Annotated in this window: 23 protein-coding genes; 11 read left to right on the top strand and 12 right to left on the bottom strand. The window is 69.6% G+C overall.

Features of this window, described 5'->3' with window-relative positions; genetic code table 11:
* Positions 1 to 23: 23 nt before the first annotated feature.
* From ACGHC0_RS00365 to ACGHC0_RS00340, 6 genes are read left to right on the top strand one after another with little or no spacing between them, the layout of a single operon-like run.
* Positions 24 to 788, top strand: a complete 765-nt coding sequence (locus ACGHC0_RS00365; protein ID WP_415267103.1) for an SDR family NAD(P)-dependent oxidoreductase — start codon at positions 24 to 26, stop codon at positions 786 to 788.
* Positions 789 to 799: 11 nt separating this feature from the next.
* Positions 800 to 2,566 carry a hypothetical protein gene (locus ACGHC0_RS00360; RefSeq protein ID WP_415267102.1) on the top strand — a complete coding sequence of 589 codons (1,767 nt, stop codon included), beginning with the start codon at positions 800 to 802 and terminating at the stop codon, positions 2,564 to 2,566.
* 52 nt (positions 2,567 to 2,618) lie between these two features.
* Positions 2,619 to 3,563 (top strand): NAD-dependent epimerase/dehydratase family protein, encoded by a 945-nt coding sequence (locus tag ACGHC0_RS00355; protein ID WP_415267101.1) that lies wholly within the window; start codon positions 2,619 to 2,621, stop codon positions 3,561 to 3,563.
* Positions 3,563 to 4,912 (top strand): NAD(P)/FAD-dependent oxidoreductase, encoded by a 1,350-nt coding sequence (locus tag ACGHC0_RS00350; RefSeq protein ID WP_415267100.1) that lies wholly within the window; start codon positions 3,563 to 3,565, stop codon positions 4,910 to 4,912. Before ACGHC0_RS00355 ends, ACGHC0_RS00350 begins: the two co-directional genes overlap by 1 nt.
* Positions 4,909 to 5,340, top strand: a complete 432-nt coding sequence (locus ACGHC0_RS00345) for a GtrA family protein (RefSeq protein ID WP_368353498.1) — start codon at positions 4,909 to 4,911, stop codon at positions 5,338 to 5,340. The genes ACGHC0_RS00350 and ACGHC0_RS00345 overlap by 4 nt, the downstream gene beginning before the upstream one ends.
* A 12-nt stretch (positions 5,341 to 5,352) precedes the next feature.
* Complete coding sequence (locus ACGHC0_RS00340) at positions 5,353 to 6,342, top strand: lysylphosphatidylglycerol synthase transmembrane domain-containing protein (protein WP_415267099.1); 990 nt, start codon at positions 5,353 to 5,355, stop codon at positions 6,340 to 6,342.
* A 129-nt stretch (positions 6,343 to 6,471) separates the two neighbouring features.
* Here ACGHC0_RS00340 and ACGHC0_RS00335 read toward each other — a convergent pair whose 3' ends face one another.
* From ACGHC0_RS00335 to mnmG, 7 genes are read right to left on the bottom strand one after another with little or no spacing between them, the layout of a single operon-like run.
* Positions 6,472 to 7,413 (bottom strand): ParB/RepB/Spo0J family partition protein, encoded by a 942-nt coding sequence (locus ACGHC0_RS00335; RefSeq protein ID WP_026432738.1) that lies wholly within the window; start codon positions 7,411 to 7,413, stop codon positions 6,472 to 6,474.
* A 44-nt stretch (positions 7,414 to 7,457) separates the two neighbouring features.
* Positions 7,458 to 7,757: a cupin domain-containing protein gene (locus ACGHC0_RS00330; RefSeq protein WP_415267098.1), complete on the bottom strand. Its 300-nt coding sequence runs from the start codon at positions 7,755 to 7,757 to the stop codon at positions 7,458 to 7,460.
* A 34-nt stretch (positions 7,758 to 7,791) separates the two neighbouring features.
* Entirely contained in the window at positions 7,792 to 8,334 is a 543-nt protein-coding gene (locus tag ACGHC0_RS00325; RefSeq protein ID WP_415267097.1) for an RBBP9/YdeN family alpha/beta hydrolase, read from the bottom strand.
* Between the two features lie 23 nt (positions 8,335 to 8,357).
* On the bottom strand, positions 8,358 to 9,128 hold the full coding sequence (locus tag ACGHC0_RS00320; protein ID WP_368353495.1) for a ParA family protein: 771 nt from the start codon (positions 9,126 to 9,128) through the stop codon (positions 8,358 to 8,360).
* Between the two features lie 43 nt (positions 9,129 to 9,171).
* Positions 9,172 to 9,786 (bottom strand): LysE family transporter, encoded by a 615-nt coding sequence (locus ACGHC0_RS00315; protein WP_368353494.1) that lies wholly within the window; start codon positions 9,784 to 9,786, stop codon positions 9,172 to 9,174.
* Between the two features lie 30 nt (positions 9,787 to 9,816).
* Positions 9,817 to 10,548 (bottom strand): 16S rRNA (guanine(527)-N(7))-methyltransferase RsmG, encoded by a 732-nt coding sequence (gene rsmG, locus ACGHC0_RS00310; RefSeq protein WP_415267096.1) that lies wholly within the window; start codon positions 10,546 to 10,548, stop codon positions 9,817 to 9,819.
* A complete protein-coding gene (gene mnmG / locus ACGHC0_RS00305) occupies positions 10,545 to 12,512 on the bottom strand; it encodes a tRNA uridine-5-carboxymethylaminomethyl(34) synthesis enzyme MnmG (RefSeq protein WP_415267095.1) in 1,968 nt (655 codons plus the stop codon). Before mnmG ends, rsmG begins: the two co-directional genes overlap by 4 nt.
* Positions 12,513 to 12,805: 293 nt before the next feature.
* Between mnmG and ACGHC0_RS00300 the strand changes: the two genes are divergently transcribed.
* The 3 genes from ACGHC0_RS00300 to gstA all read left to right on the top strand — a co-directional run bounded on the left by ACGHC0_RS00300 (position 12,806) and on the right by gstA (position 14,368).
* Entirely contained in the window at positions 12,806 to 13,387 is a 582-nt protein-coding gene (locus ACGHC0_RS00300; protein WP_415267094.1) for an NADPH-dependent FMN reductase, read from the top strand.
* Between the two features lie 6 nt (positions 13,388 to 13,393).
* On the top strand, positions 13,394 to 13,657 hold the full coding sequence (locus ACGHC0_RS00295) for a YkgJ family cysteine cluster protein (RefSeq protein ID WP_415267093.1): 264 nt from the start codon (positions 13,394 to 13,396) through the stop codon (positions 13,655 to 13,657).
* 102 nt (positions 13,658 to 13,759) lie between these two features.
* Positions 13,760 to 14,368, top strand: a complete 609-nt coding sequence (gene gstA / locus ACGHC0_RS00290; RefSeq protein WP_415267092.1) for a glutathione transferase GstA — start codon at positions 13,760 to 13,762, stop codon at positions 14,366 to 14,368.
* A gap of 38 nt (positions 14,369 to 14,406) precedes the next feature.
* Here gstA and ACGHC0_RS00285 read toward each other — a convergent pair whose 3' ends face one another.
* Genes ACGHC0_RS00285 through tauA form a run of 3 tightly spaced genes read right to left on the bottom strand, consistent with a single transcriptional unit; the run spans position 14,407 to position 17,231 of the window.
* The gene (locus tag ACGHC0_RS00285) at positions 14,407 to 15,327 is read right to left on the bottom strand and encodes an ABC transporter permease subunit (RefSeq protein ID WP_368353489.1); all 921 of its coding nucleotides are present in this window, start codon (positions 15,325 to 15,327) and stop codon (positions 14,407 to 14,409) included.
* A complete protein-coding gene (locus ACGHC0_RS00280; protein WP_415267091.1) occupies positions 15,314 to 16,123 on the bottom strand; it encodes a taurine ABC transporter ATP-binding protein in 810 nt (269 codons plus the stop codon). The genes ACGHC0_RS00285 and ACGHC0_RS00280 overlap by 14 nt, the downstream gene beginning before the upstream one ends.
* A 58-nt stretch (positions 16,124 to 16,181) precedes the next feature.
* Positions 16,182 to 17,231, bottom strand: a complete 1,050-nt coding sequence (gene tauA / locus ACGHC0_RS00275) for a taurine ABC transporter substrate-binding protein (protein WP_368353487.1) — start codon at positions 17,229 to 17,231, stop codon at positions 16,182 to 16,184.
* A 317-nt stretch (positions 17,232 to 17,548) separates the two neighbouring features.
* Here tauA and ACGHC0_RS00270 point away from each other — a divergent pair, with 317 nt between their 5' ends.
* Positions 17,549 to 18,664 carry an alkene reductase gene (locus tag ACGHC0_RS00270; protein WP_415267090.1) on the top strand — a complete coding sequence of 372 codons (1,116 nt, stop codon included), beginning with the start codon at positions 17,549 to 17,551 and terminating at the stop codon, positions 18,662 to 18,664.
* A 145-nt stretch (positions 18,665 to 18,809) separates the two neighbouring features.
* Positions 18,810 to 19,127 carry an NIPSNAP family protein gene (locus ACGHC0_RS00265; protein WP_368353486.1) on the top strand — a complete coding sequence of 106 codons (318 nt, stop codon included), beginning with the start codon at positions 18,810 to 18,812 and terminating at the stop codon, positions 19,125 to 19,127.
* A 6-nt stretch (positions 19,128 to 19,133) separates the two neighbouring features.
* Here the strand turns inward: ACGHC0_RS00265 and ACGHC0_RS00260 are convergent, their stop codons facing one another.
* A complete protein-coding gene (locus ACGHC0_RS00260; protein ID WP_368353485.1) occupies positions 19,134 to 20,579 on the bottom strand; it encodes a sensor histidine kinase in 1,446 nt (481 codons plus the stop codon).
* On the bottom strand, positions 20,576 to 21,289 hold the full coding sequence (locus tag ACGHC0_RS00255) for a response regulator transcription factor (protein WP_368353484.1): 714 nt from the start codon (positions 21,287 to 21,289) through the stop codon (positions 20,576 to 20,578). The genes ACGHC0_RS00260 and ACGHC0_RS00255 overlap by 4 nt, the downstream gene beginning before the upstream one ends.
* Between the last annotated feature and the right edge of the window lies 1 nt (position 21,290).

Below are 21,290 nucleotides of genomic sequence, written 5' to 3'. Positions count from 1 at the left end.
CGCTGCCGCCACCTCCGCCCGCCATGTCCGATACCTCCTCCTTCCGATCCATCGCCATCGTGGGCGCCACCTCGGCCATCGCGCACCACTGCGCCCGTCTCTGGCTCGCCGCCGGCACGGTGGACCGGCTGGTGCTCATCGGGCGCGACGCCGCACGCCTGCCCTCGGTCGCGGCGGACCTGCAGGTGCGCCAGCCCGGCACGCGCATCGACACCATCGCAGGCGACATGCTGCGGCCCGACGCCATCACGGACACGGTGCGCAGCGTGTGCGCGGGAGGCGTGCCCGATCTCGTGCTCATCGCGCACGGCAACCTGCCCGACCAGCCGGCCTGCGAATCCGACCTCGCGGCGGCGCAGCAGGCGCTGGAAGTGAACGGCATCTCCCCCGCGCTCTGGGCCGAGGCCTTCGCGGGCGCGCAGCAGGCGCAGGGACGCGGCCGCATCGGCATCATCGGATCGGTGGCGGGCGACCGCGGACGCCAGTCGAACTACGTGTACGGCGCCGCCAAGGGCCTCGTGGAGCGCTACGCCCAGGGCCTGCAGCACCGCCTGGCCGGCACCGGCGTGCGCGTGACCCTCGTCAAGCCCGGGCCCACGGACACGCCGATGACCGCGCACCTCAAGGCGCAGGGCGCACGGCTCGCGACGCCCGAGGACGTGGCCGGTGCCATCGTGCGCGGCATGGCGCGCGGCGCCCCGGTGGTCTACGCCCCGGCGAAATGGGCGCTCATCATGCTCGTGATCCGCCACCTGCCCCGCGCCGTGTTCCACCGCATGAAGATCTGACATTGCCACAGATGACCCACGACGAGCCCCTTCTCTCCTCTCCCCCCTCCCGGCAGATCTGGCGGCAGCGCGTACCGTTCGGGCTGCTGATGGTTTTCGCCGCCATCTACGCGCTGGCCACGGCGGTATCCGCCTGGCGCACCTTCACGCCGGTCCCGATCTGGGACACGTGGGGCGCAGCACTGGAGTTCTATATCGATGTGCGCCACGGCGTCGGCTGGGACGCCTGGTGGCGCCAGGCCAACGAGCACCGGCTGGTGCTTCCCAAGGCACTGTTCTGGATGGAATACACCTGGTTCGGCGGCCAGCAGGTCTTCCTGATCATCATGAACTACGTGCTCGTCGGCTGCGGCCTGGCGGTGTTCGCAGCCTTCCTGCGGGCCCGCCTGCCCGCCCTGTCGGGCAGGTCGTGGTTCTTCGGCGTGACGCTGCTGGCCATATGGCTGTTTTCCTGGGTCCAGAAGGAAAACCTGGCCTGGGCCAACCAGGGCCAGTTCTTCCTGGCGCAGGTGCTGCCGCTGGTGGGCTTCTACTGTCTCTATCGCGCCGCGTGCGCGCCGACGGCGCGCGGCTGGTTTCCCGCCGCCTGCCTGATCGGGGTGCTCAGCGTGGGAACCATGGCCAACGGCGTCATGGCCCTGCCCATGATGGTGCTCTACGCCGCCGTCGCACGGCTCGGCCGCCGGCGCACGCTCATCCTGGCAGTGCTCACCGCCATCTGCGCGGGCGCCTATGCGGTGGGCTACACCTCCCCTTCCGACCATGGCGGCGTGTTCTCCAAGCTGCGGGACCGCCCGCTGGACATGCTCGCCTACACCCTGGCCTACCTCGGTGCCCCCTTCCAGCATTTCGTGCTGAAGCAGCAATCCCTGTCATGGGCTCCGCTGAGCCAGGCCTTCGGGGTGCTTTTCGTACTGCTCTCCCTGGCGCCGCTGCCGCGCGTCCTCCGCGATCCCGGCGCGCACCGGCTGGACCTGGCCCTGCTGACCTTCGTCGCCTACATCGGCGGCCTCGCCTTCGCGACCAGTGGCGGGCGCGTGCAGTTCGGCATCGAAAGCGCGCTGTCGAGCCGCTACACCACGCCGACCGTGATGGCGTGGGCCACCCTGGCGATCCTGTACGCACCGCGCCTGGTCGCGCTGCGCGGCGCGGCACGCGTGGCCATGTACGTGCTGCTCGTCGCATGGCTGGCGCAGATGCTCATAGTGCAGACGCGTGACGCCGAGCGCAAGGAAGAGCAGCACATGCGCATGACCGGGGCGCTGGCACTGCAGATGGGCGTGCACGACAAGCGGCGCATCGGCATGCTGATCTGGAACGACGATTACGGCGCGCACCTCGCCCGCGGGGCCACGGCCGTCCGCGCAGGCATCTTCGGCCGCCCCGTCATGGTGGAGGCCACCCACGCGGTGGGCGAGCGCGCAGACGCCCTGCCCCCGCGCTGCCACGCCTTCGTGGACCAGGTGGAGACCCTGCCCGGCGAGCCCCGCTTCGTGCGCGTGCAGGGCGGCCTGCTGCCCGAGCCCGAGCGCAAGCCCTTCGAGGCCGTGCGCCTGGTCGGCGCCGACGGCACGGTGGTCGGCTACGGCGTGCCCGACCGCTGGCGCAACCGCACGCCGCCCGCGCACGCGCCGGGTCCCTTCGGGCGCTATCTCATGTTCACGGCCTACCTGCAGGTGCCGGCATCGGGGCAACTGCCTCCCGCCGTCACCCTGCAGGCGCCCGGTACGCCCTGCTCGGCCGCACTGGTGCTGACGCCCCCCGTGCCGGCCTCCTGACGCGGCGCCGTCCTTCCACGCTTTTCCGATCCCGATGCATCCTCCCTCTTCCATGCAGCAGCACACCACCAAGATCGTCCTGCCCGGCGGCGCCGGCCTCGTCGGCCAGAACCTCGTCGCGCACCTCAAGCTCCATGGCTATGCCAACCTCGTCGTGCTCGACAAGCATGCCGCCAACCTGGAGATCCTGCGCCGCATGCACCCGGACATCGTCGCCGAGCTGGCCAACCTGGCCGAGCCCGGCGACTGGGAGCGCCATTTCGAGGGGGCCGACGCGGTGGTGATGCTGCAGGCGCAGATCGGCGCGCCGCAGGCCGAGCCGTTCGTGCGCAACAACCTCACCTCGACGGAACGCATCCTGGCGCTCATCCAGCAGCACCGCATTCCCCACACCGTGCACATCAGCTCCTCGGTGGTGGAGTCGGTCGCCAAGGACCACTACACCGACACCAAGCGCGCGCAGGAACAGATGGTGCTGGCCAGCGGCATCCCCTGCGTGGTGCTGCGGCCCACGCTGATGTTCGGCTGGTTCGACCGCAAGCACCTGGGCTGGCTCTCGCGCTTCATGCGCAAGGTGCCGGTGTTCCCGATTCCCGGCAGCGGCCGCTACATGCGCCAGCCGCTCTACGCGGCGGACTTCTGCCGCATCATCGTGCGCTGCATCGAGGAGCGCCGCGTGGGCGGCGTGTTCAACATCACGGGGCTGGAGAAGGTGGATTACATCGACATCATCCGCACCATCAAGGCCGCCACGGGCGCGAAGGCCGCCATCGTGAAAATCCCCTACGGGCTCTTCTACATGCTCCTGAAAGTGTGGGCGCTCTTCGACCGCGACCCGCCCTTCACCGCCGACCAGCTCAAGGCCCTCGTGGCGCACGACGAGTTCGAGGTGATCGACTGGCCCGGCATCTTCGGCGTGCGCGCCACGCCCTTCGCCGAGGCCATCCACGAAACCTTCCACCACCCGGAGTACAGCCGCGTGGTGCTGGAGTTCTGATGAACACCGCCGCTTCCTCTGCCGCCGCATCCACGGCCACGCCCGGCCAGCGCATCGCCGTGCTCGGCGCCGGCCCCATGGGCCTGGCCGTGGCCTACCAGCTCGCGCGCGACGGCCACCGTCCCGTGGTGTTCGAGGCCGACGACCGCGTGGGCGGCATGACCGCGATGTTCGATTTCGACGGTATGCCGATCGAGCGCTACTACCACTTCCACTGCACCTCGGACCACGCCTTCCTGCGGGTGCTGGACGAGCTGGGCCTGGCAGACAGGATGCGCTGGCGCGCCACCCGCATGGGCTACTGGTTCCAGAAGCGGCTGCAGGCCTGGGGCAACCCGGTGGCGCTGCTGCGCTTCCAGGGCCTGGGGCTGGTGGCGAAGTTCCGTTACGGCCTGCATGCCTTCCTCTCCACCAGGCGCGACGACTGGAAGCCGCTCGACGGCGTCGAGGCCACGGGCTGGATCCGCCGCTGGGTGGGCGCGGAGGCCTACGAGGTGCTGTGGCGCCGCCTCTTCGAGTACAAGTTCTACGAGCACACGGGCAACCTCTCGGCCGCCTGGATCTGGAGCCGCATCCGCCGCATCGGCCGCTCGCGCTACAGCCTCATGCAGGAAAAGCTCGGCCACCTGGAGGGCGGCTCCGCCACGCTGCTGGACGGCATGGCCGCGGACATCCGCGCGCACGGCGGCGAGATCCGCCTCTCCACGCCAGTCACCCGGGTGCGCATGGAGGCGGGCCGCGTGCAGGGCGTGGAGACGGCGCAGGGCTTCGAGGCCTTCGACAAGGTGGTGAGCACCGTGCCCCTGCCCTTCGTGCCGCGCCTGATGCCGGACCTGCCGCAGGATGTGCTCGCGCGCTTCGCGGCGCTGAAGAACATCGCCGTGGTCTGCGTGATCGCCAAGCTGCGCAAGCCGCTCACCGAGAACTTCTGGCTCAACGTGAACGACCCGGACATGGACATCCCGGGCCTGGTGGAATACAGCAACCTGCGCCCGCTGCCGGAATCCATCGTCTATGTGCCGTTCTACATGCCCGGCGAACACCCCAAGTACGCCGAGCCCGACCAGGCCTTCCTGGACAAGGTGAAGCGCTACCTGCGCACCATCAATCCCGCGCTGCAGGAGAGCGACTTCCTCGCGATGCGCGCGAGCCGCTACCGCTACGCGCAGCCGATCTGCCCGCCCAACTACCTGGAAAGCCTGCCGCCCGTGCAGTTGCCCGTGCAGGGCCTGTGGGTGGCCGACACCTCGTACTACTACCCCGAGGACCGCGGCATTTCCGAGAGCATCGGCTTCGGCCGCCGCATGGCGCGCGACGCGGCCGCAGCTGCCACAGGCTCCCGCCCGTGATCGCGGCCTTCCGCTCGAAGCAGTTCCTGGCCTTCCTGGTGACGGGCGGGGTGGCGGCGCTCGCCAACTTCGGCTCGCGCATCGCGTTCAGCCACTGGATGCCGTTCTCCGCCGCCGTGATCGCAGCCTACTGCGTGGGCATGTGCACGGCCTTCGTACTGGCGCGCGCTTTCGTCTTCAAGGCGAGCACGCAGTCCACGCACAAGTCGGCGATGTTCTTCGTGCTGGTGAACCTGCTGGCCGTGGCGCAGACCTGGGCCGTGAGCATGGTCCTGCTGAAGTGGGTACTGCCCGCGCTCGGCATCACGGCCTTCGCACCCGAGATCGCGCACGCGGTGGGCGTGGTGGTGCCGGTGTTCACGAGCTACCTGGGCCACAAGCGCTGGTCCTTCGCCGAAACGCCGGCCCGGTCCGGCGCCCCGGACTGATACACCGGCGCCATGAATCCGCGCACCGCCGTCGCCGCCGCCCTGGCCTGCACGGCCGCCTACGTGGCGGCCCTGGTCTGGGCCGACGCCCGCAACCAGGTCTTCGCGCAACTGCCACGCGTGGCGGCGTGGATGCCCGGCATGGCGGCCGTGGCGTTCGCCTCCTATGCGCTGCGCTATGCGCGCTGGCGCTGGCTGCTGCGCCGCGCGGGGCACCGCGTGCCGTCCGCAGCGGGGTTCGCGGGGTACCTGGCAGGTTTCGCCTTCACCGCCACGCCGGGCAAGGTTGGCGAACTGGTGCGCGCCCGCTACTTCACGCGCTGGGGCGTGCCGGCAGCCCGCACCCTCTCGGCCTTCGTCTATGAACGCGCGTTCGATCTGCTCACGGTGGCGCTGCTGGCCGCGCTGGCCGTGCCCTCCGGCCGCCTGTTCGGCATCGTGCTGGCCTTCGTGGCCGGGCTGATCGGTGCGGTCGCCGCGGTGGCGGCCCGGCCCCGCTGGCTGCGGCGCCTGGCCGCGCGCACGCGCGCCGCAGGATGGCGCCGTACCGCGCGCACCGGCCGCATGCTCGCGCTCGGGCTGGCCGGCTGCCGCCTCTGGCTCACCCCCCGCGACCTGGCCGTCTCGTTCGCGCTGGGCCTGGCGGCCTGGACGATCACCGCGGCATCGTTCGCCTGGCTGCTGCAGGGCCTGGACATTACGGTGCCGCTGCGCGCGGCGCTGTCCACCTACCCCACGGCCATGCTGGCCGGCGCGGCATCGATGCTCCCGGGCGGCATCGGCACCACGGAGGCCACCATCGTGGCCCTGCTGGCGCTGCACGCCGTGCCGCTGGGCACCGCGGCGCTCGCGGCCGTGGGCATCCGATTCGCCACGCTGTGGGTGGCCGTGGCCTGCGGCTTCGCCGCCATCGGCTGGCTGGAGCGCCGCGCCCCGGGCAGCGCCACCGCCGCCCTGCCGGCCGAGGAGCGACGGGCCACCCCAGCGCGCCGGAGAACGTAGAGAGCAGTAAACCGCGCCAGGGCGCACCCGTGGTTGCAGGAAACGCCTGAATCTGGTGGCCCCGCCCGAAAAGCGCAGAAGGCTTCAGGCGCCCCTGCAAAGCCCGGAAAGCCTGTGGGGTACCCTGGATCAGCTTTCGCCGCGCAGGCGCTCTATGAGGCCATTGAGGGCCTCCAGCGAGCCGAACTGGATCGCCAGCTCGCCGACCTCCTCGGTACGGCCGCCGCGCTTCACGCGTTTCTTCACCCGCACCTCCACCTCGGCCATCAGCAGGTCGGAGAGCTCTTCCTCCACCCGCTTGAGGTCGCGCGACTTGCCTTCCTTGCGCGCCTTCTGCGGCGCCAGGCTGAATTCCGCGCCGATCTTCTTCACCAGCCCTTCGGCCTCGCGCACCGACAGCTTGCGCGCCGCGATCTGGTTGCCCGCCGTGATCTGCGCGGCGCGGTCCAGCGACAGCAGCGCACGGGCATGGCCCATGTCGATATCGCCCGCCATGAGCATGGTCTGCACCGGCTCGGCGAGGTTCAGCAGGCGCAGCAGATTGCTCGCGGCGCTGCGCGAGCGCCCCACGGCCTGCGCGGCCTGCTCGTGCGTCAGGCCGAACTCCTTCACCAGGCGCGCAAGGCCCTGGGCCTCTTCGAGCGGGTTCAGGTCCTCGCGCTGGATGTTCTCGATCAGCGCCATCGCCGCGGCGGACTCGTCCGGCACCTCGCGCACCAGCACCGGTACCTCCGCCAGCCCCGCGATGCGCGCGGCCCGGAAGCGCCGCTCGCCGGCGATGATCTCGTAGCGGCCCGCGTTCTCGCCCTGCGCCAGCCGGCGCACCAGGATGGGCTGCATGATGCCCTGGGCCTTGATGCTCTCGGCCAGCTCGTAGAGCGCGCCTTCGTCCATGCGCGTGCGCGGTTGGTAGATGCCGGGCACCATGTCGTCGAGCGCCAGGGTGGATGGGGCGCCGGGAGCGGCGGCGTTGGAACCGCCGCCTTCGGCGCCGGGCGCCGCCTCCGCGACCTTGGGGCCGAGCAGCGCTTCGAGGCCGCGCCCGAGGCCCTTGGGTTTCTTGGTTGCCATGTGTTCTTGGATGCGTGAATGCGGATGAATGCCGATCCGGGAAATCAGCGGTCGATGATGACGAGGGTCCCGTGGCTGCCGGCTGCGACGGCGTGGGGAATGCCCGCGGGCACGATGAAGACCTCGCCGGCGCCGACCTCGATGCGGCGGCCCTGCAGGTCCAGGTTCATCTGCCCCTCCAGCACCAGGAGGGCTTCATCGAAGTCGTGGGTTTCGTCGGGATATGCGGCATCGTCCATGCGGACGATCTTGAAGTTCGCATCGGCGGCCCGTCCTACTACCCGGGAGCGCCAGGTGACAGGCAATGCGCGCGCTTCGGCGAGAAGATCGATTTTGTGGGCCATGTCGAAAGCGGAAGATGTTGATGCGCACCAGGCGTCAGGGGGGTGTGGCGATGGAATGCAGCAGCGCATGCCCTTCGTCCCAGTCGCCCAGTCCCGAGTCGGCATTCAGGTGGCCACGCGCCCCCGCATCCACGAAGCGCGCATGCCAGTCCGAGGCCATCGCCCTGGCGCGCTCCAGTGAGCAATAGGGATCGTCGTGGCTGCCCACGAGCACCGCGGGAAACGGCAGCGCGGTGCGCGCGACGGGCGTCCAGCCGGGCAGCAGCGCCGCGATGTCGGACCGCTCCACGTCGCCGGGCCCCACCAGCAGGGCGCCGCGCACCTTGCCGGCATGCCGCGTGTGGGCGGCCCACCAGGCCGTGAGGATGCAGCCCAGGCTGTGCGCCACCAGCACCACGGGCCGCGGAGCGTCGCCCACCACGTCCTCCAGCCGCGCCGACCAATCGCCGCGCAGCGGGCGCATCCAGTCGTGCTGCTCCACGCGGCGATAGCCGTAGCGGCGCTCCCAGCGGCTCTGCCAGTGGTCGGGGCCGGAGTTCTGCCATCCTGGCAGGATGAGCACGTCGTCGGGATTCATGCTACTCATTTGATAGCAACCGTTCACATGCGCTTGACGCGCTTGACCATCTCGCGCGCGAAGTCCACGAAGGCCTGGCTGCCCTTGGCGCCCGGGTCGAACACCACACCCGGCAGGCCGTAGCTCGGCGCCTCGGCCAGGCGCACGTTGCGGGGAATCACCGTGTCGAACACCTTGTCGCCGAAATGGTCCTTGAGCTGCTCGCTGACCTGGCTCTGCAGCGTGATGCGCGGATCGAACATCACCCGCAGCAGGCCGATGATCTGCAGGTCCTTGTTCAGGTTGGCGTGCACCTGCTTGATGGTGTTGACGAGGTCGGTCAGGCCCTCGAGCGCGAAGTACTCGCACTGCATCGGCACGATCACCCCGTGCGCGCAGCACAGGCCGTTGAGCGTCAGCATCGAGAGGCTCGGCGGGCAATCGATGAGGATGAAATCGAAATCCTTGTCCACCGCCGCCAGTGCGCTCTTGAGACGCCGCTCGCGCTGCTCCAGGGCCACCAGTTCCACCTCGGCGCCCGCCAGTTCGCGGTTCGCGCCCAGCACGCGGTAGCCGCACTGCTCCGACAGCACCGCCGCCTCCTGCACGGAGGCCGATTCGAGCAGCACGTCGTAGATGGTGAGTTCGAGCGCGCGCTTGTCCACCCCCGAACCCATGGTGGCATTGCCCTGGGGATCGAGGTCCACCAGCAGCACGCGCTGGCCCACCTTGGCGAGGCCCGCGGCGAGGTTGACGGAGGTGGTCGTCTTGCCGACGCCGCCTTTCTGGTTGGCAATGCAGAAAATCTTGGCCATGGGAATGGAAGGGATGGGGCCTTGCAGCCAATAGGTGGAAAGGTCAGCGGGCCACGGCCAGCTTGATGCCGAAGCCGATCAGGAACGTGCCCGCCAGACGCTCCAGCGCACGGCCCAGCGCGGGCCGGGCACGCATGCGCTCGGCCATGCGGTGCGTCAGCAGCACCACGCCCAGCCCGTAGAGCAACGAGAGCACCGCGATCGTGGCGGCCATCACGCCGAAGGTCAACAGGCCGCGGTGGCGGGCCGGATCGACGAACAGCGGAAAGAACGCCATGTAGAACATGATGGCCTTGGGATTGAGCAGCGTGATGAGCGCGGCCTGGCGGAAGTAGTGCCGGGGCTGGATGGCGATGACCGGCGCTGAACCGGGACGGGCCAGCAGCATGCGCACGCCCATCCAGGCCAGATAGGCGGCCCCCAGCCACTGCACCGCATGGAAAACCGCCGGCACCGCCGCGAGCATAGCGGCCACGCCGGCCACCGCCATCCACAGCAGCACCTGGTCGCCCGCGATGACGCCCAGCGTGGCCGCCATCCCGGCGCGCACGCCGCCCTTGCCGGTAGAGGTGACGAGCGCCAGGTTGCCGGGGCCGGGAATGGCCAGGAACAACAGGATGGCGGCAACGAATGCGCCGTAGTCCGCAATGCCAAACATCAGCACCCCCCGAAAATTGGAAGCGGGAGTTTAAGGCAGGGCTGCGCCGCTTACGCCATCCGTCCCGGCTTCCACGTTCTTTCGCGGCCGCATCCATACGATGCAGCGCTCCGCATCCAGGCCCGGCACCGCCAGTTGTTCCACGTGGAACACTTCCGCTACCGGAGGCAGAAGGGCGATTTCATCGGAAGGGTCGCGGCCCTTCATCGCCAGCCAGACGCCGTCCGGGGCGATGGCTGCCTGCGACCACGTCACGAAATCCGGCAGCGAGGCGAACGCCCGGCAGCTCACCACGTCGAAGGGGCCCGCCAGGTTTTCCACCCGCGCGTGGATGCCCCGCAGGTTCCGCAGCCGCAGCGACACCGCGGCCTGCTGGATGAAGGCGGCTTTCTTGGCCACGGTATCCACGCAACTCACGTCCAGCGCGGGACAGCAGATGGCGAACACCACGCCCGGCAGGCCGCCGCCCGAACCGACATCCAGCAGGCGCAGCTGGGCGCCGTCGGCCGCGCTGCCCGGCAGGTTCGCCCCCCCCTGGAGATGGCGCTGCAGCGGCGCCACCGCCGCAAGGCTGTCGAGCAGATGGTGCGTGAGCATCTCCTGCGGGTCACGCACTGCCGTGAGGTTATAGACCTGGTTCCACTTCTGCAGCAGGGCCAGGAACTCCAGCAATTGACCCAGTTGCGTCTCCGACAGCTGCAGGCCCAGGGCCTCCGCGCCCGCACGCAGGGGTGCCGACAAAGCGTCGGCAACCACCGTCACGCGGCCACCTCGTCAGCCTGCTGGGTCGTGAAGCCGCGGAAGCCGCCCTTCTTCAGGTGCACCAGCAACAGCGATACCGCGGCCGGCGTCACCCCGGAAATCCGCGAGGCCTGCCCCAGCGTTTCGGGCCGGTGCTTCTGCAGCTTCTGGCGCACCTCGATCGACAGTGCCGCTACCTGCATGTAGTCCAGCTCCTGGGGCAGCTGCAGGTTCTCATAGTGGAAGGCGCGCTGCACCTCGTCCTTCTGGCGGTCGATATATCCCGCGTACTTGGCGGCGATCTCCACCTGCTCGATCACCGGTGCGCTCAGCTCACCGAGTGTTTCACGTGAAACACCGGCACTGGCGTACTTGCCGCCATCCATGCCCGTCAGGGCGTCATAGGTGACGTCCGGCCGGCGCAGCAGGTCGAACAGGTTGTATTCGTGCTCGATCGATTTGCCCAGCACGCGGGCCGACTCCTCGGCGGGCAGGTTGCGGGGATTCACCCAGGTGGATTTCAGGCGCTCGGTCTCCCGTGCCACCGCGTCGCGCTTGCGGCTGAAGGCATCCCAGCGTGCGTCGTCCACCAGGCCCATGCGGCGACCTGCCTCGGTCAGCCGCATGTCCGCGTTGTCCTCCCGCAGCTGCAGCCGGAACTCGGCCCGGCTGGTGAACATGCGATAGGGCTCGGTCACGCCCTTGGTGATGAGATCGTCCACCAGCACGCCCAGGTAGGCCTCGTCGCGGCGCGGCAGCCAGGCGGATTCACCCCGGCACTGCAGGGCGGCGTTGATGCCCGCGAACAGCCCCTGTGCGGCGGCTTCTTCATAGCCCGTCGTGCCATTGATCTGCCCGGCGAAGAACAGCCCCTGGATCTGGCGCGTCTGGAAACTGCTCTTGAGCGATCGCGGGTCGAAATAGTCGTACTCGATGGCGTAGCCGGGCCGCAGGATATGGGCGTTCTCCAGGCCGCGCATCGAGCGCACCAGGTCGTACTGCACGTCGAACGGCAAGCTGGTGGAAATTCCGTTGGGGTAGAACTCGTGCGTGGTCAGCCCTTCCGGTTCCAGGAAGATCTGGTGGCTGTCCTTGTCGGCAAAGCGGTTGATCTTGTCTTCCACGCTCGGGCAATAGCGCGGCCCCACGCCCTCGATCTTGCCGGTGAACATGGGGCTGCGGTCGAAGCCCGAACGGATGATCTCGTGCGTGCGTTCGTTGGTGTGCGTGATCCAGCAGGGCACCTGCCGCGGGTGCATCGCCGTGCTGCCCATGAAGCTGAACACCGGAAGGGTGCCTTCGTTCACGCCGCCGGGCATGCCGTCACCGGGCTGCTCCTCGCACTGGCTGAAATCGATGCTGCGACCGTCGATGCGCGGCGGCGTGCCGGTCTTGAGGCGGCCCTGGGGCAGCTGCAATTCCTTCAGGCGCGCGCTGAGCGACACGGCCGGCGGGTCCCCTGCCCGGCCGGCGGAGTAGTTGTTCAGGCCGACATGGATCTTGCCGTCCAGGAAGGTGCCCGCGGTCAGCACCACAGTGCGCGACCGGAACCGGATGCCCACCTGCGTGACGGCGCCCACCACCCGGTCGCCCTCCACCATCAGGTCGTCCACGGCCTGCTGGAAGAGCCAAAGGTTGGACTGGTTCTCCAGCATGCGGCGGATGGCGGCCTTGTACAGGATGCGGTCTGCCTGCGCGCGCGTGGCCCGCACGGCCGGGCCCTTGGAGCTGTTGAGGATGCGGAACTGGATACCGCCCTCATCCGTCGCCAGCGCCATGGCGCCACCCAGCGCGTCCACCTCCTTCACGAGATGGCCCTTGCCGATGCCCCCGATGCTGGGGTTGCAGCTCATCTGCCCCAGCGTCTCGATATTGTGGGTGAGCAGCAGCGTCCTGCTGCCCATGCGGGCAGCGGCCAATGCGGCTTCCGTACCGGCATGGCCTCCGCCGACGACGATGACATCAAATTCCTGGGGGTACAACATGCAAACTGCTCCGGGGACCTCGAACGAGGGGGCGGCCCGTTACCGATAAGGGGCGCACACCGGGCCGCCGGCGCACACCTTGACCCTGCTGGCGCCGGCAACAGGCCGGCACCACCGACTCCGGGTCAGCGGATGGGTGAATGGGGGAAAGGCGGGGATTTTCCCACTTCGGCCATGGACACGCCACCCTGGGGCAGAACGCCCCGGGCGCAGGCGGGGGTGTCCGCCTGGATGTTTCACGTGGAACACCGCTTGCAGGATTCCTGTCCCGCCCGTGTGTTGCAATGCGTGCCATGCCAAAAATCCTCGTCTTCGCGGGCAGCACCCGCCAGCAATCCCTCAACCGCCGGCTGGCGCGCGCCGCCGCCGACATCGCCCGCGCCGCAGGCGCGGACACCACGCTGCTGGAGCTGTCGGACTTCGACATCCCGCTCTACAACGCGGATCTCGAGGCACGAGGCACACCCGCCGACGTGGTGCGGCTCAAGGAGATCCTGCATGCCCACGCAGGCTGGATCGTGTGTTCGCCCGAGTACAACGGCAGCTACACCGCGCTGCTCAAGAACACCATCGACTGGGCCTCCAGCCCGGTGGCGGGCCACCCGGTGTGGAGCGACGGCACCCTGCCCTTCCGCGGCAAGGTGGTAGGCATGCTGAGCGCCTCGCCCGGCGGCCTGGGAGGCATTCGGTCGCAAAGCCACCTGGCCCCGTTGCTCATCAACCTGGAGTGCTGGCTGGCACCGCAGGCCTTCGCCCTCGGGCATGCGGGCAACGCCTTCGACGCTCAGGACGGCTTCGTGGATGCCGCCCACCATGGCCGCGTGCGCGCCGTCGTGGACCAGGTGCTCTGGGCTGCCGGCCGCCTGGGTACCTGACCGTCCATGGCCCTGGCATGCCGGTCGGGATGCGGCGCCTGCTGCATCGCCCCCTCCATCACGAGCCCGATCCCCGGCATGCCCTCCGGCAAGCCGGCCGGGGTTCCCTGCGTCCAGCTCGACAGCCAGATGCGCTGCCGGATTTTCGGCAGCGCCGAGCGGCCGGCGATCTGTGCATCCCTGCGGCCCTCGGAGGACATGTGCGGACCCGGCAGGGAGCATGCCCTCGCCTGGCTCGGCCGGCTGGAAACCGCCACCCAGCCCGCCTGACGGCCGGGGTGACCGCCCGTGTGCCGGCTCGCAGGCCGACAGCACGGATTGCCGCTTCGCTATAGCATGGCAGGCTTGTTCCACTGCCTTCAGAACCTGACCATGAAGCTCTACTACAGTCCTGGTGCCTGCTCGCTTTCCCCGCACATCGCCCTGCACGAGGCCGGCCTGGCCTTCACCCCCGTGCTCGCGAGCACCAAGAGCCACAAGCTCCAGGACGGGACCGACTTCTACACCATCAACCCCCTCGGCTATGTGCCGGTGCTGGAACTCGACGACGGTACCCGCCTGCGCGAAGGCCCCGCCATCGTGCAATACATCGCGGATCAGGCGCCCCACAAGAACCTTGCGCCCGCCAACGGCACGCTGGCACGCTACCGCCTGCAGGAATGGCTGAACTTCATCGGCACGGAACTGCACAAGGGCCACAGCCCGCTGTTCCAGCCCAACACGCCCGATGCCTACAAGCCCATCGTGCGCGAGAAGCTGATGTCGCGCTTCCAGTGGCTGGACGAGCAGCTCGCCGGCAAGGAATGGCTGATGGGCGAGCACTTCTCCGTGGCGGACGGCTACCTGTTCACCGTCAGCGGCTGGGGCAAGCACGTGGGCGTGGACCTGTCCGGCCTGCCGAACCTGCAAGCCTATCTGGCACGCGTGGGCGCCCGTCCGGCCGTGCAGGCCGCCCTCAAGGCAGAGGGCCTGCAGAAGTAAGCCTTCTTCAGGCTTTCGGAAACAGGACGGGCCCGTGTTCAGGCCCGTCCCTTCCAGGGCACCGCGCGGGCCTCCACCCAGCGCATGCCCAGATCGAACGTCCAGGCCACCAGGCCGATCACCAGGATGCCGGCCACCACGAGGTCGGTGCGCAGGAAGTTCGAGGCATTGAGCACCATCTGCCCGATGCCCACCGTCGCCGCCACCATTTCCGCTGCCACCAGTGTCGTCCAGCCGAAACCGATGGCGATGCGCAGCCCCACCAGGATCTCGGGCAGTGCCGCCGGCACGATCACATGCCGCACCAGCTGCCAGCGGCTCGCACCCAGCGACAGCGCGGCATGGATCTGCTCCACGCTCGCGCTGCGCACCCCGGCCCGCGCTGCCAGCGCGACGGGCGCGAAGCAGGCCAGGTAGATCAGCAGAATCTTCGCCGTTTCGTCGATGCCGAACCAGATGACGATGAGCGGCAGGTAGGCCAGCGGCGGCAGTGGCCGGTAGAACTCGATGGGTGGATCGAACACGCCGCGCGCCACGCGGCTCACGCCCATGGCGATGCCGACGGGCACCGCCGTCAGGGCCGCGAGCACGAAGGCGCCGAAAACACGGATCGCGCTCCATTGCAGGTGCCGCCACAGGGGTTCCCCGCCCTGGATGCGCCCCTCCCAGGCATCGCGCAGCGCCAGCAGCACGGCAGGGGGTGCGGGCAGGAACAGCGGCTTTACCCACTGCTGCTGCGTGGCCAGCCACCACAGCAGCGCGAACGCGGCGACGCAGGCCACGCTCAGGCCCCGGCTCGACTCCTGGCCCGGCAGGCGGTATGGCGCAACGGCCCGCAAGGCGGGCGGTGGGGCGGCTTCCGCGGGAGCCAGGGTCGAATCGGGCACAGCCGCCCCGCGCCGGGGCTGCGGCGCCAGTGTCCGGAGCGACGGCGTCAACGCTTCATCAGGCATGGACATGCCTCACATGCTCTGGCTGCCGGACCGCTGCCTGCGGGGCCAGCGATGGCGCCACCTCGTCCAGCACACGCTCGCGCCAGCCGATAAAAGCCGGGCCGGATTTCACCGCCCGGGCAGGCTGGCCCTTCAGGAACTGGCGGTTGAAATCCAGTCCATGCTGCCGCACGATGCGGCCCGGGCGCGGCGCCATCACGATCAGGCGGGAGGCGAGGAACAGCGCCTCTTCCACGTCGTGGGTAATGAAGAAAATCGTCTTGCCCGTGCCGTGCCACAGCCGCAGCACCAGCTCCTGCAGCGATTCGCGCGTGAACGCATCCAGCGCGCTGAAAGGCTCGTCCATCAACAACACCTGCGGGTCGCTGGCCAGGGCACGGGCGATGCCCACGCGCTGCTGCATGCCGCCCGAGAGCTGCCAGACAGGCGCCTGCGCGAAAGCCTCCAGCCCCACCTGGGCCAGCCGCTCACCCGCCAGCCGCTGGCGTGTTCCACGTGAAACACCCTGGAGCCGCAAGCCCAGCGCCACGTTGTCGATCACGTTCAGCCATGGCATGAGAGCGTGCTTCTGGAATACCACGCCCCGCTCGGCGCCCGGCCCCATCACCGGCCGCCCATCCAGCAGGATGTCTCCGGCAGAGGGTTCGGTAAAGCCGGCCATGCAGTTCAGCAGCGTGGTCTTGCCGCATCCGGATGCCCCCAGCGCCACCACCAGTTCGCCCGCGGCGATATCGAGATCGACGCCCCGCAGCGCGGGCTGATCCGTGCCGGCGTAGCGCACGCTCACGTCGCGCAGGGACAATCCGCCCCCGCCCCCACGGCAGGCAGGGCTGCGCGACCCTGCGGCTTGCGCAGACGGCTCAGCGCGCACGCTGCACCCACGCCGGGTTCACCCCCACCGAATAATCGGGCAGCACGGACTGCACAGTCCCCTGCTCCTTCAGGAAGGCGGCCGTCGCGGCCAGCGACTTCGCCACGCCCGACTCCTTGCCGCCGCCCAGCCATTGCGGGCCGGCCTGCTCGGCCGGCGGCACGAACGCATAGAGCGCGAGGCTGGCCGGAACCGCCGGGGCTTCGGCGCCGGACCATTTGGCGATCGACTTCACGGGCGCCGCGTCCGCCGTCCAGGCCGCCTTGTTCGCGGTGTAGGCCTTGTCGGCATCGGCCAGCACCTGAACGAACTGCGTGAGGAAGGCATCGTGCGTGCGCGCGAACTCCTGGTTCACGGCCAGTGCGTCGAAGGTGGCCTTGCCGGTCCTGGCCGCGATCTGCCCGGAAGTGACGAGCACCTTGCCGCTCTGCTTGACCTTGGCGAGCACCGGGTCCCAGACGAAGGTGGCGTCGATGTCGCCACGCTCCCAGGCGGCCAGGATCTCCGGCGGCCGCAGGTTCACGATGCGCACGGTCCTGGGGTCGATGCCGGCGTCCTGCAGCGCCACCAGCGCGTGGAAATGCGTGGTGGAGACGAAAGGCAGGCCGATCTTTTTGCCCTTCAGGTCGGCCAGCGAGTTCACGCCCGAGCCGTTGCGCACGACCAGTGCCTCCGCGTCGTTGATGTTGTCCAGCACCCAGAAGACTTCGATCGGCACGCCCTGCGACAGCGCCGCCGCGATGGGGGAGGAGCCCGCCTCGCCGATCTGGATGGCGCCCGACGCGAGCGCGCGCACCACCTCGGCACCGCTGCCCAGCTTGCGGTAGGTCACCTGGTAGCCGGTGCGGCGCTCGACCTCCTTCGTCTCCTGCGCATGGCGCCATGGCACCACCATGTCCTGGTAGCCGATCACCACTTCCTTCTTCGCCTGCGCCATGGCGGCGGTGCCGCACAGCAGACTGCCCGCCATCAGCAGGGCCGTGCGCTGCAGGGCGCGGCGGCGGGTGGATGGCGTGCTCTGTACCGGCTGGAATGGCATCTGGATAACCCCTTCGTTGGATGGTTGTGGTGTCTCGAACCCGGCAGTGGCCGGGCCGAACCATCATAGGAACCGCTTTTCCCGCAGCTAAGCGCCGTTTGCGCGCATGCCCATGCGCAAAACAGATAAGCCGGCCGTCCTGGAGAAGTTGCGATGCGCCGCCGGTTGCTGCGATTTCGCTAGCACGACTTGCATATCCCGTCGCGGCGCAGTCCCACTGCAGGAAAAGCGCAAACGCGGTAACGTCGCTCTCTGCCGTGGAGGGCCCGGCCCGGGCCTTTAGTCCCACCCCCCACTTTTTCGAAAGAGGTGTTCCCTTGTCCCATACGCTTTTCGATCCCGTCCAGGCCGGCGACCTGCAGCTCGCCAACCGCATCGCCATGGCGCCGCTCACGCGCAACCGCTCGCCGAACGCGGTCCCGAAGGACATCACCGCCACCTATTACGCCCAGCGCGCCACCGCCGGCCTGCTGATCACCGAGGCCACGGCCATCAGCCACCAGGGCCAGGGCTATGCGGACGTGCCGGGCCTCTACGGCACCGACCAGCTGGACGGATGGAAGAAAGTGACCGCGGCGGTGCATGAGCGCGGCGGCAAGATCGTCACCCAGCTCTGGCACGTGGGCCGCATCTCCCACAACGACCTGCAACCCGGTGGCGGCGCGCCCGTGGCGCCCTCGGCCATCGCCGCCAAGTCCAAGACCTACCTGATCGACAAGGCCACCGGCCAGGGCCATTTCGCGGCCACCTCGGAGCCCCGCGCGCTGGACGCCGAAGAGCTGCCCGGGATCGTGCACGACTACGCCGCGGCCGCGCGCAATGCGGTGGAGACGGCCGGTTTCGACGGCGTGGAGATCCACGGTGCCAACGGCTACCTGCTGGACCAGTTCCTCAAGACCGGCGCCAACCAGCGCACCGACGACTACGGCGGCAGCATCGAGAACCGCGCCCGCCTGCTGCTCGAGGCCACGCGCGCCGTGGTGGACGCGATCGGCGGCGGCAAGGTGGGCATCCGCCTCTCGCCCGTCACGCCGGCCAACGACATCGTCGATGCCGATCCGCAGCCGCTGTTCGACTACGTGATCCGCCAGCTCGCGCCGCTGGGCCTGGCCTATGTCCACGTCATCGAAGGCTCCACCGGAGGCCCGCGCGAGGTGGAAGGCCGCCCGTTCGACTACGAAGCCCTGAAGGCCGCCTATCGCAAGGCCGGCGGCAAGGGTGCCTGGATGGTCAACAACGCCTACGACCGGGCACTGGCGATGGAAGCGGTGGCCAGCGGCCGTGCCGACATCGTAGCCTTCGGCAAGGCCTTCATCTCGAACCCCGACCTGGTCGAACGGCTGCGCCAGGACGCACCGATCAACCCGTGGGACTCCAAGACCTTCTACGGCGGCGGCGAGAAGGGCTACACCGACTATCCGACACTCGGCTGACCGGGCCGCGCCCCTGCCGCCCGCAGAAACGGCGCGGGGGCTTCACCGAGGCCCCTGGAAGGCCTCCTGGAGGCCCGAACGCCGCATTCCGGGGGCCAGGTACCGGTTCAGCCCGTTTCTCCCGAAAATGCGGTGAAATCGGGCCATGATCACCTGCACACTGCGTTACGTCATCGACCCCTACAAGCTCGCCGAATTCGAGCACTACGGCCGGCTCTGGATTCCCCTGGTGGAGAAGTTCGGCGGCCGCCACCACGGCTACTTCCTGCCGTCGGAAGGCGCCAACAACATCGCGCTGGCGATGTTCACCTTTCCCTCGCTCGCCGCCTACGAAACCTACCGCCAGCAGTCGATGCAGGATGCCGAATGCATCGCGGCCTTCCGCTATGCGGACGAAACCCGCTGCATCCTGAGCTACGAGCGCAGCTTCTTCCGGCCGGTATTCGGCGAAGAAGCGGTCTGAGCGGCCTTAGGTCGGCCCCAGGGGCGCGAACACCAGTCCCACCCGCAGCCCCTGTTCGTCCGGACCCGTTCCCAGCACCAGGCGCGCGCCCAGCAGCTCCGCATAGCGCGCCACGATGGCCAGGCCCAGTCCCGCGCCCTGCCCCAGGCGTTCGCCTTCGCGGCCCTGGGCCCAGCGCTGCATGAGGTCGGTGCGCAGCCCCTGCGGGATGCCCGGGCCGTTGTCCACCACCGACAGCACCACGCCGCCGCCGTCCGCCCCATCATCCTGCGCGATCTCCACGGTGATGCGCGGGGCCACGCCTTCCTGCACCGGCGGGCGGCCGTAGCGCAGCGCGTTGTCGATCAGGTTGCCCAGTACCCCTTCGATCAGCACGGTCTGCCCCTGCACCACCACGGGCCGATCCAGCCCGCGCGCGCCCAGGTCCACGCCCGCCGCGTCGGCGCGTGGCAGGAAGCGCAGCACGGCATCCCGCGCCAGCTCGTCCAGCGCCACGGGCTGCCGCGGCACGGCACCGCGCACCTCGTCGGCCAGCGCCAGGGCCAGCAGTTGGTCCACCAGGTGGCTGGCGCGGGCCTCGCTGGCGGCCACGCCGGCGAGCTGCTCGTGCCACACGGCCGGGTCCTTGTGGGCCAGGCCATAGGCCGCGAGCGCGCGGATGCCCGCCAGCGGGGTGCGCAACTCGTGCGCCACGTTGCCCGCGAATTCCCGCTGCGCCCGCACGCCCTCGGCCACGCGCGCCAGCAGGCCGTTCACGGCAGCGCCCAGATGCTGCAGGTCGCGCGTGGAGGCCTGCACCGGCACCGGCTCGAGGCCCCGCGCATCCCGGCCCGCCAGTTCCTCCTGGAAGGCCGCCAGGGGCCGCAGGTCCGCCTGGATGGCACGCCGCAGCCAGAACGCCAGCGCGCCCAGCAGCAGCACCTGCGACACCACCGAATACAGCAGCACGCCACGCAGCATGGCGCTGCGCGCATGCACCGTCTGGGCCGTGATGACCTCGAAGGCCTGCGGCTCGCTCACCCGCACCCGCACGGCCCGCAGCGCCCGCCCGCGGTAGCTGATGTCGGAAAAGCGATAGGCCTCGTCGCGGGGTGGAGGCACCGGCAGGCTGGCATTGCCCGAGAGCATCGACCCGTCAGGCAGCAGCACGGCGAAATACACCGTCTCCACCTGGTCGAACAGCACGGACTTGAGTTCGCGCGAACTGAGCGCCAGGTCCAGCGCCCCGCCCTTGATCCGCACATTGGCCGCGATCGCATAGGCATCGTCCAGCAGCGCCCGGTCGAAGGCGCGCTGCGTGAAGCCGTTGGCCACCAGCACCGAAATGGCCGTGCCCGCGAACCATGTGAGCGCCAGCGGCACCAGCACGTGGCGCAGCAGGCGCGCACGCAGCGAGGGCGGCGAGGGCGCCGGCCTCTGTGGCGGGGGCGCGGCAGGCGTATCGCCGCTCATGCGTCTCCTTCCGTCGCCGCGGCGTCGGCCGCCTCCAGCATGTAGCCCAGCCCGCGCAGCGTGCGGATGCCGGCGCCGCTGCCCTGCAGCTTCTTGCGCAGGCGAGAGATGAAGGCTTCCAGCGCGTTGTCGCCCAGCATGTCGTCGAAGTCCGACAGCTTGTCCGACAGGCTGCGCTTGCTCACCACCCGCCCGGGCGGGGTCATCAGCTCCCACAGCACCTCGAATTCGCGCGCGGGCAACTCGAAGGGCTGGCCATGCAGGGTGAAGCGGCGCGCCCGCCGGTCCAGCACCAGCGTGCCGGCGCTGGTGCGGTCGTCCGTGCCCTGCGTGCGGCGCACCAGGGCGCGCAGCCGGGCCTCCACCTCGGCCAGGTCGAAGGGCTTGCCCAGGTAGTCGTCGGCGCCCGCATCCAGGCCGGCGATGCGCTCCTCGGTGCGGTCGCGGGCGGTGAGCACCAGCACCGGCGTGCGGTCGCCCCGCGCGCGGGCGGCGCGCAGCACGGCCAGGCCGCTGCCCACCGGGCTGGCATGGGCGGCATCCTGCGGCAGGTTCAGGTCCAGCAGCACCGCGTCGAAGGGCTGCACCTTCCAGAAATGGTCGGCTTCGGCCAGCGTGGCGGCCACGTCCACGCGGTGGCCGGCGTCGGCCAGGCTGCGCTGCATCACGCCGCGCAGCACGGCATCGTCTTCGACTACGAGAATCCGCATG

It is taken from the genome of Acidovorax sacchari, from assembly GCF_042847045.1.
Lineage (GTDB): Bacteria > Pseudomonadota > Gammaproteobacteria > Burkholderiales > Burkholderiaceae_C > Paracidovorax > Paracidovorax sacchari.
The sequence above is the reverse complement of the archived record's forward strand: the minus strand, read 5'-3'. Positions and strand labels throughout refer to the sequence as shown.

Coding starts and splice junctions, on each gene's coding strand:
- tauA (WP_368353487.1), bottom strand. CDS start 17,231: ATGCCATTCCAGCCGGTACAGAGCACGCCATCCACCCGCCGCCGCGCC.
- ACGHC0_RS00360 (WP_415267102.1), top strand. CDS start 800: ATGACCCACGACGAGCCCCTTCTCTCCTCTCCCCCCTCCCGGCAGATC.
- mnmG (WP_415267095.1), bottom strand. CDS start 12,512: ATGTTGTACCCCCAGGAATTTGATGTCATCGTCGTCGGCGGAGGCCAT.
- ACGHC0_RS00355 (WP_415267101.1), top strand. CDS start 2,619: ATGCAGCAGCACACCACCAAGATCGTCCTGCCCGGCGGCGCCGGCCTC.
- ACGHC0_RS00330 (WP_415267098.1), bottom strand. CDS start 7,757: ATGGCCCACAAAATCGATCTTCTCGCCGAAGCGCGCGCATTGCCTGTC.
- ACGHC0_RS00335 (WP_026432738.1), bottom strand. CDS start 7,413: ATGGCAACCAAGAAACCCAAGGGCCTCGGGCGCGGCCTCGAAGCGCTG.
- ACGHC0_RS00285 (WP_368353489.1), bottom strand. CDS start 15,327: ATGTCCATGCCTGATGAAGCGTTGACGCCGTCGCTCCGGACACTGGCG.
- ACGHC0_RS00320 (WP_368353495.1), bottom strand. CDS start 9,128: ATGGCCAAGATTTTCTGCATTGCCAACCAGAAAGGCGGCGTCGGCAAG.
- gstA (WP_415267092.1), top strand. CDS start 13,760: ATGAAGCTCTACTACAGTCCTGGTGCCTGCTCGCTTTCCCCGCACATC.
- ACGHC0_RS00300 (WP_415267094.1), top strand. CDS start 12,806: ATGCCAAAAATCCTCGTCTTCGCGGGCAGCACCCGCCAGCAATCCCTC.
- ACGHC0_RS00350 (WP_415267100.1), top strand. CDS start 3,563: ATGAACACCGCCGCTTCCTCTGCCGCCGCATCCACGGCCACGCCCGGC.
- ACGHC0_RS00325 (WP_415267097.1), bottom strand. CDS start 8,334: ATGAATCCCGACGACGTGCTCATCCTGCCAGGATGGCAGAACTCCGGC.
- ACGHC0_RS00315 (WP_368353494.1), bottom strand. CDS start 9,786: ATGTTTGGCATTGCGGACTACGGCGCATTCGTTGCCGCCATCCTGTTG.
- ACGHC0_RS00365 (WP_415267103.1), top strand. CDS start 24: ATGTCCGATACCTCCTCCTTCCGATCCATCGCCATCGTGGGCGCCACC.
- ACGHC0_RS00260 (WP_368353485.1), bottom strand. CDS start 20,579: ATGAGCGGCGATACGCCTGCCGCGCCCCCGCCACAGAGGCCGGCGCCC.
- ACGHC0_RS00255 (WP_368353484.1), bottom strand. CDS start 21,289: ATGCGGATTCTCGTAGTCGAAGACGATGCCGTGCTGCGCGGCGTGATG.
- ACGHC0_RS00265 (WP_368353486.1), top strand. CDS start 18,810: ATGATCACCTGCACACTGCGTTACGTCATCGACCCCTACAAGCTCGCC.
- ACGHC0_RS00340 (WP_415267099.1), top strand. CDS start 5,353: ATGAATCCGCGCACCGCCGTCGCCGCCGCCCTGGCCTGCACGGCCGCC.
- ACGHC0_RS00295 (WP_415267093.1), top strand. CDS start 13,394: ATGGCCCTGGCATGCCGGTCGGGATGCGGCGCCTGCTGCATCGCCCCC.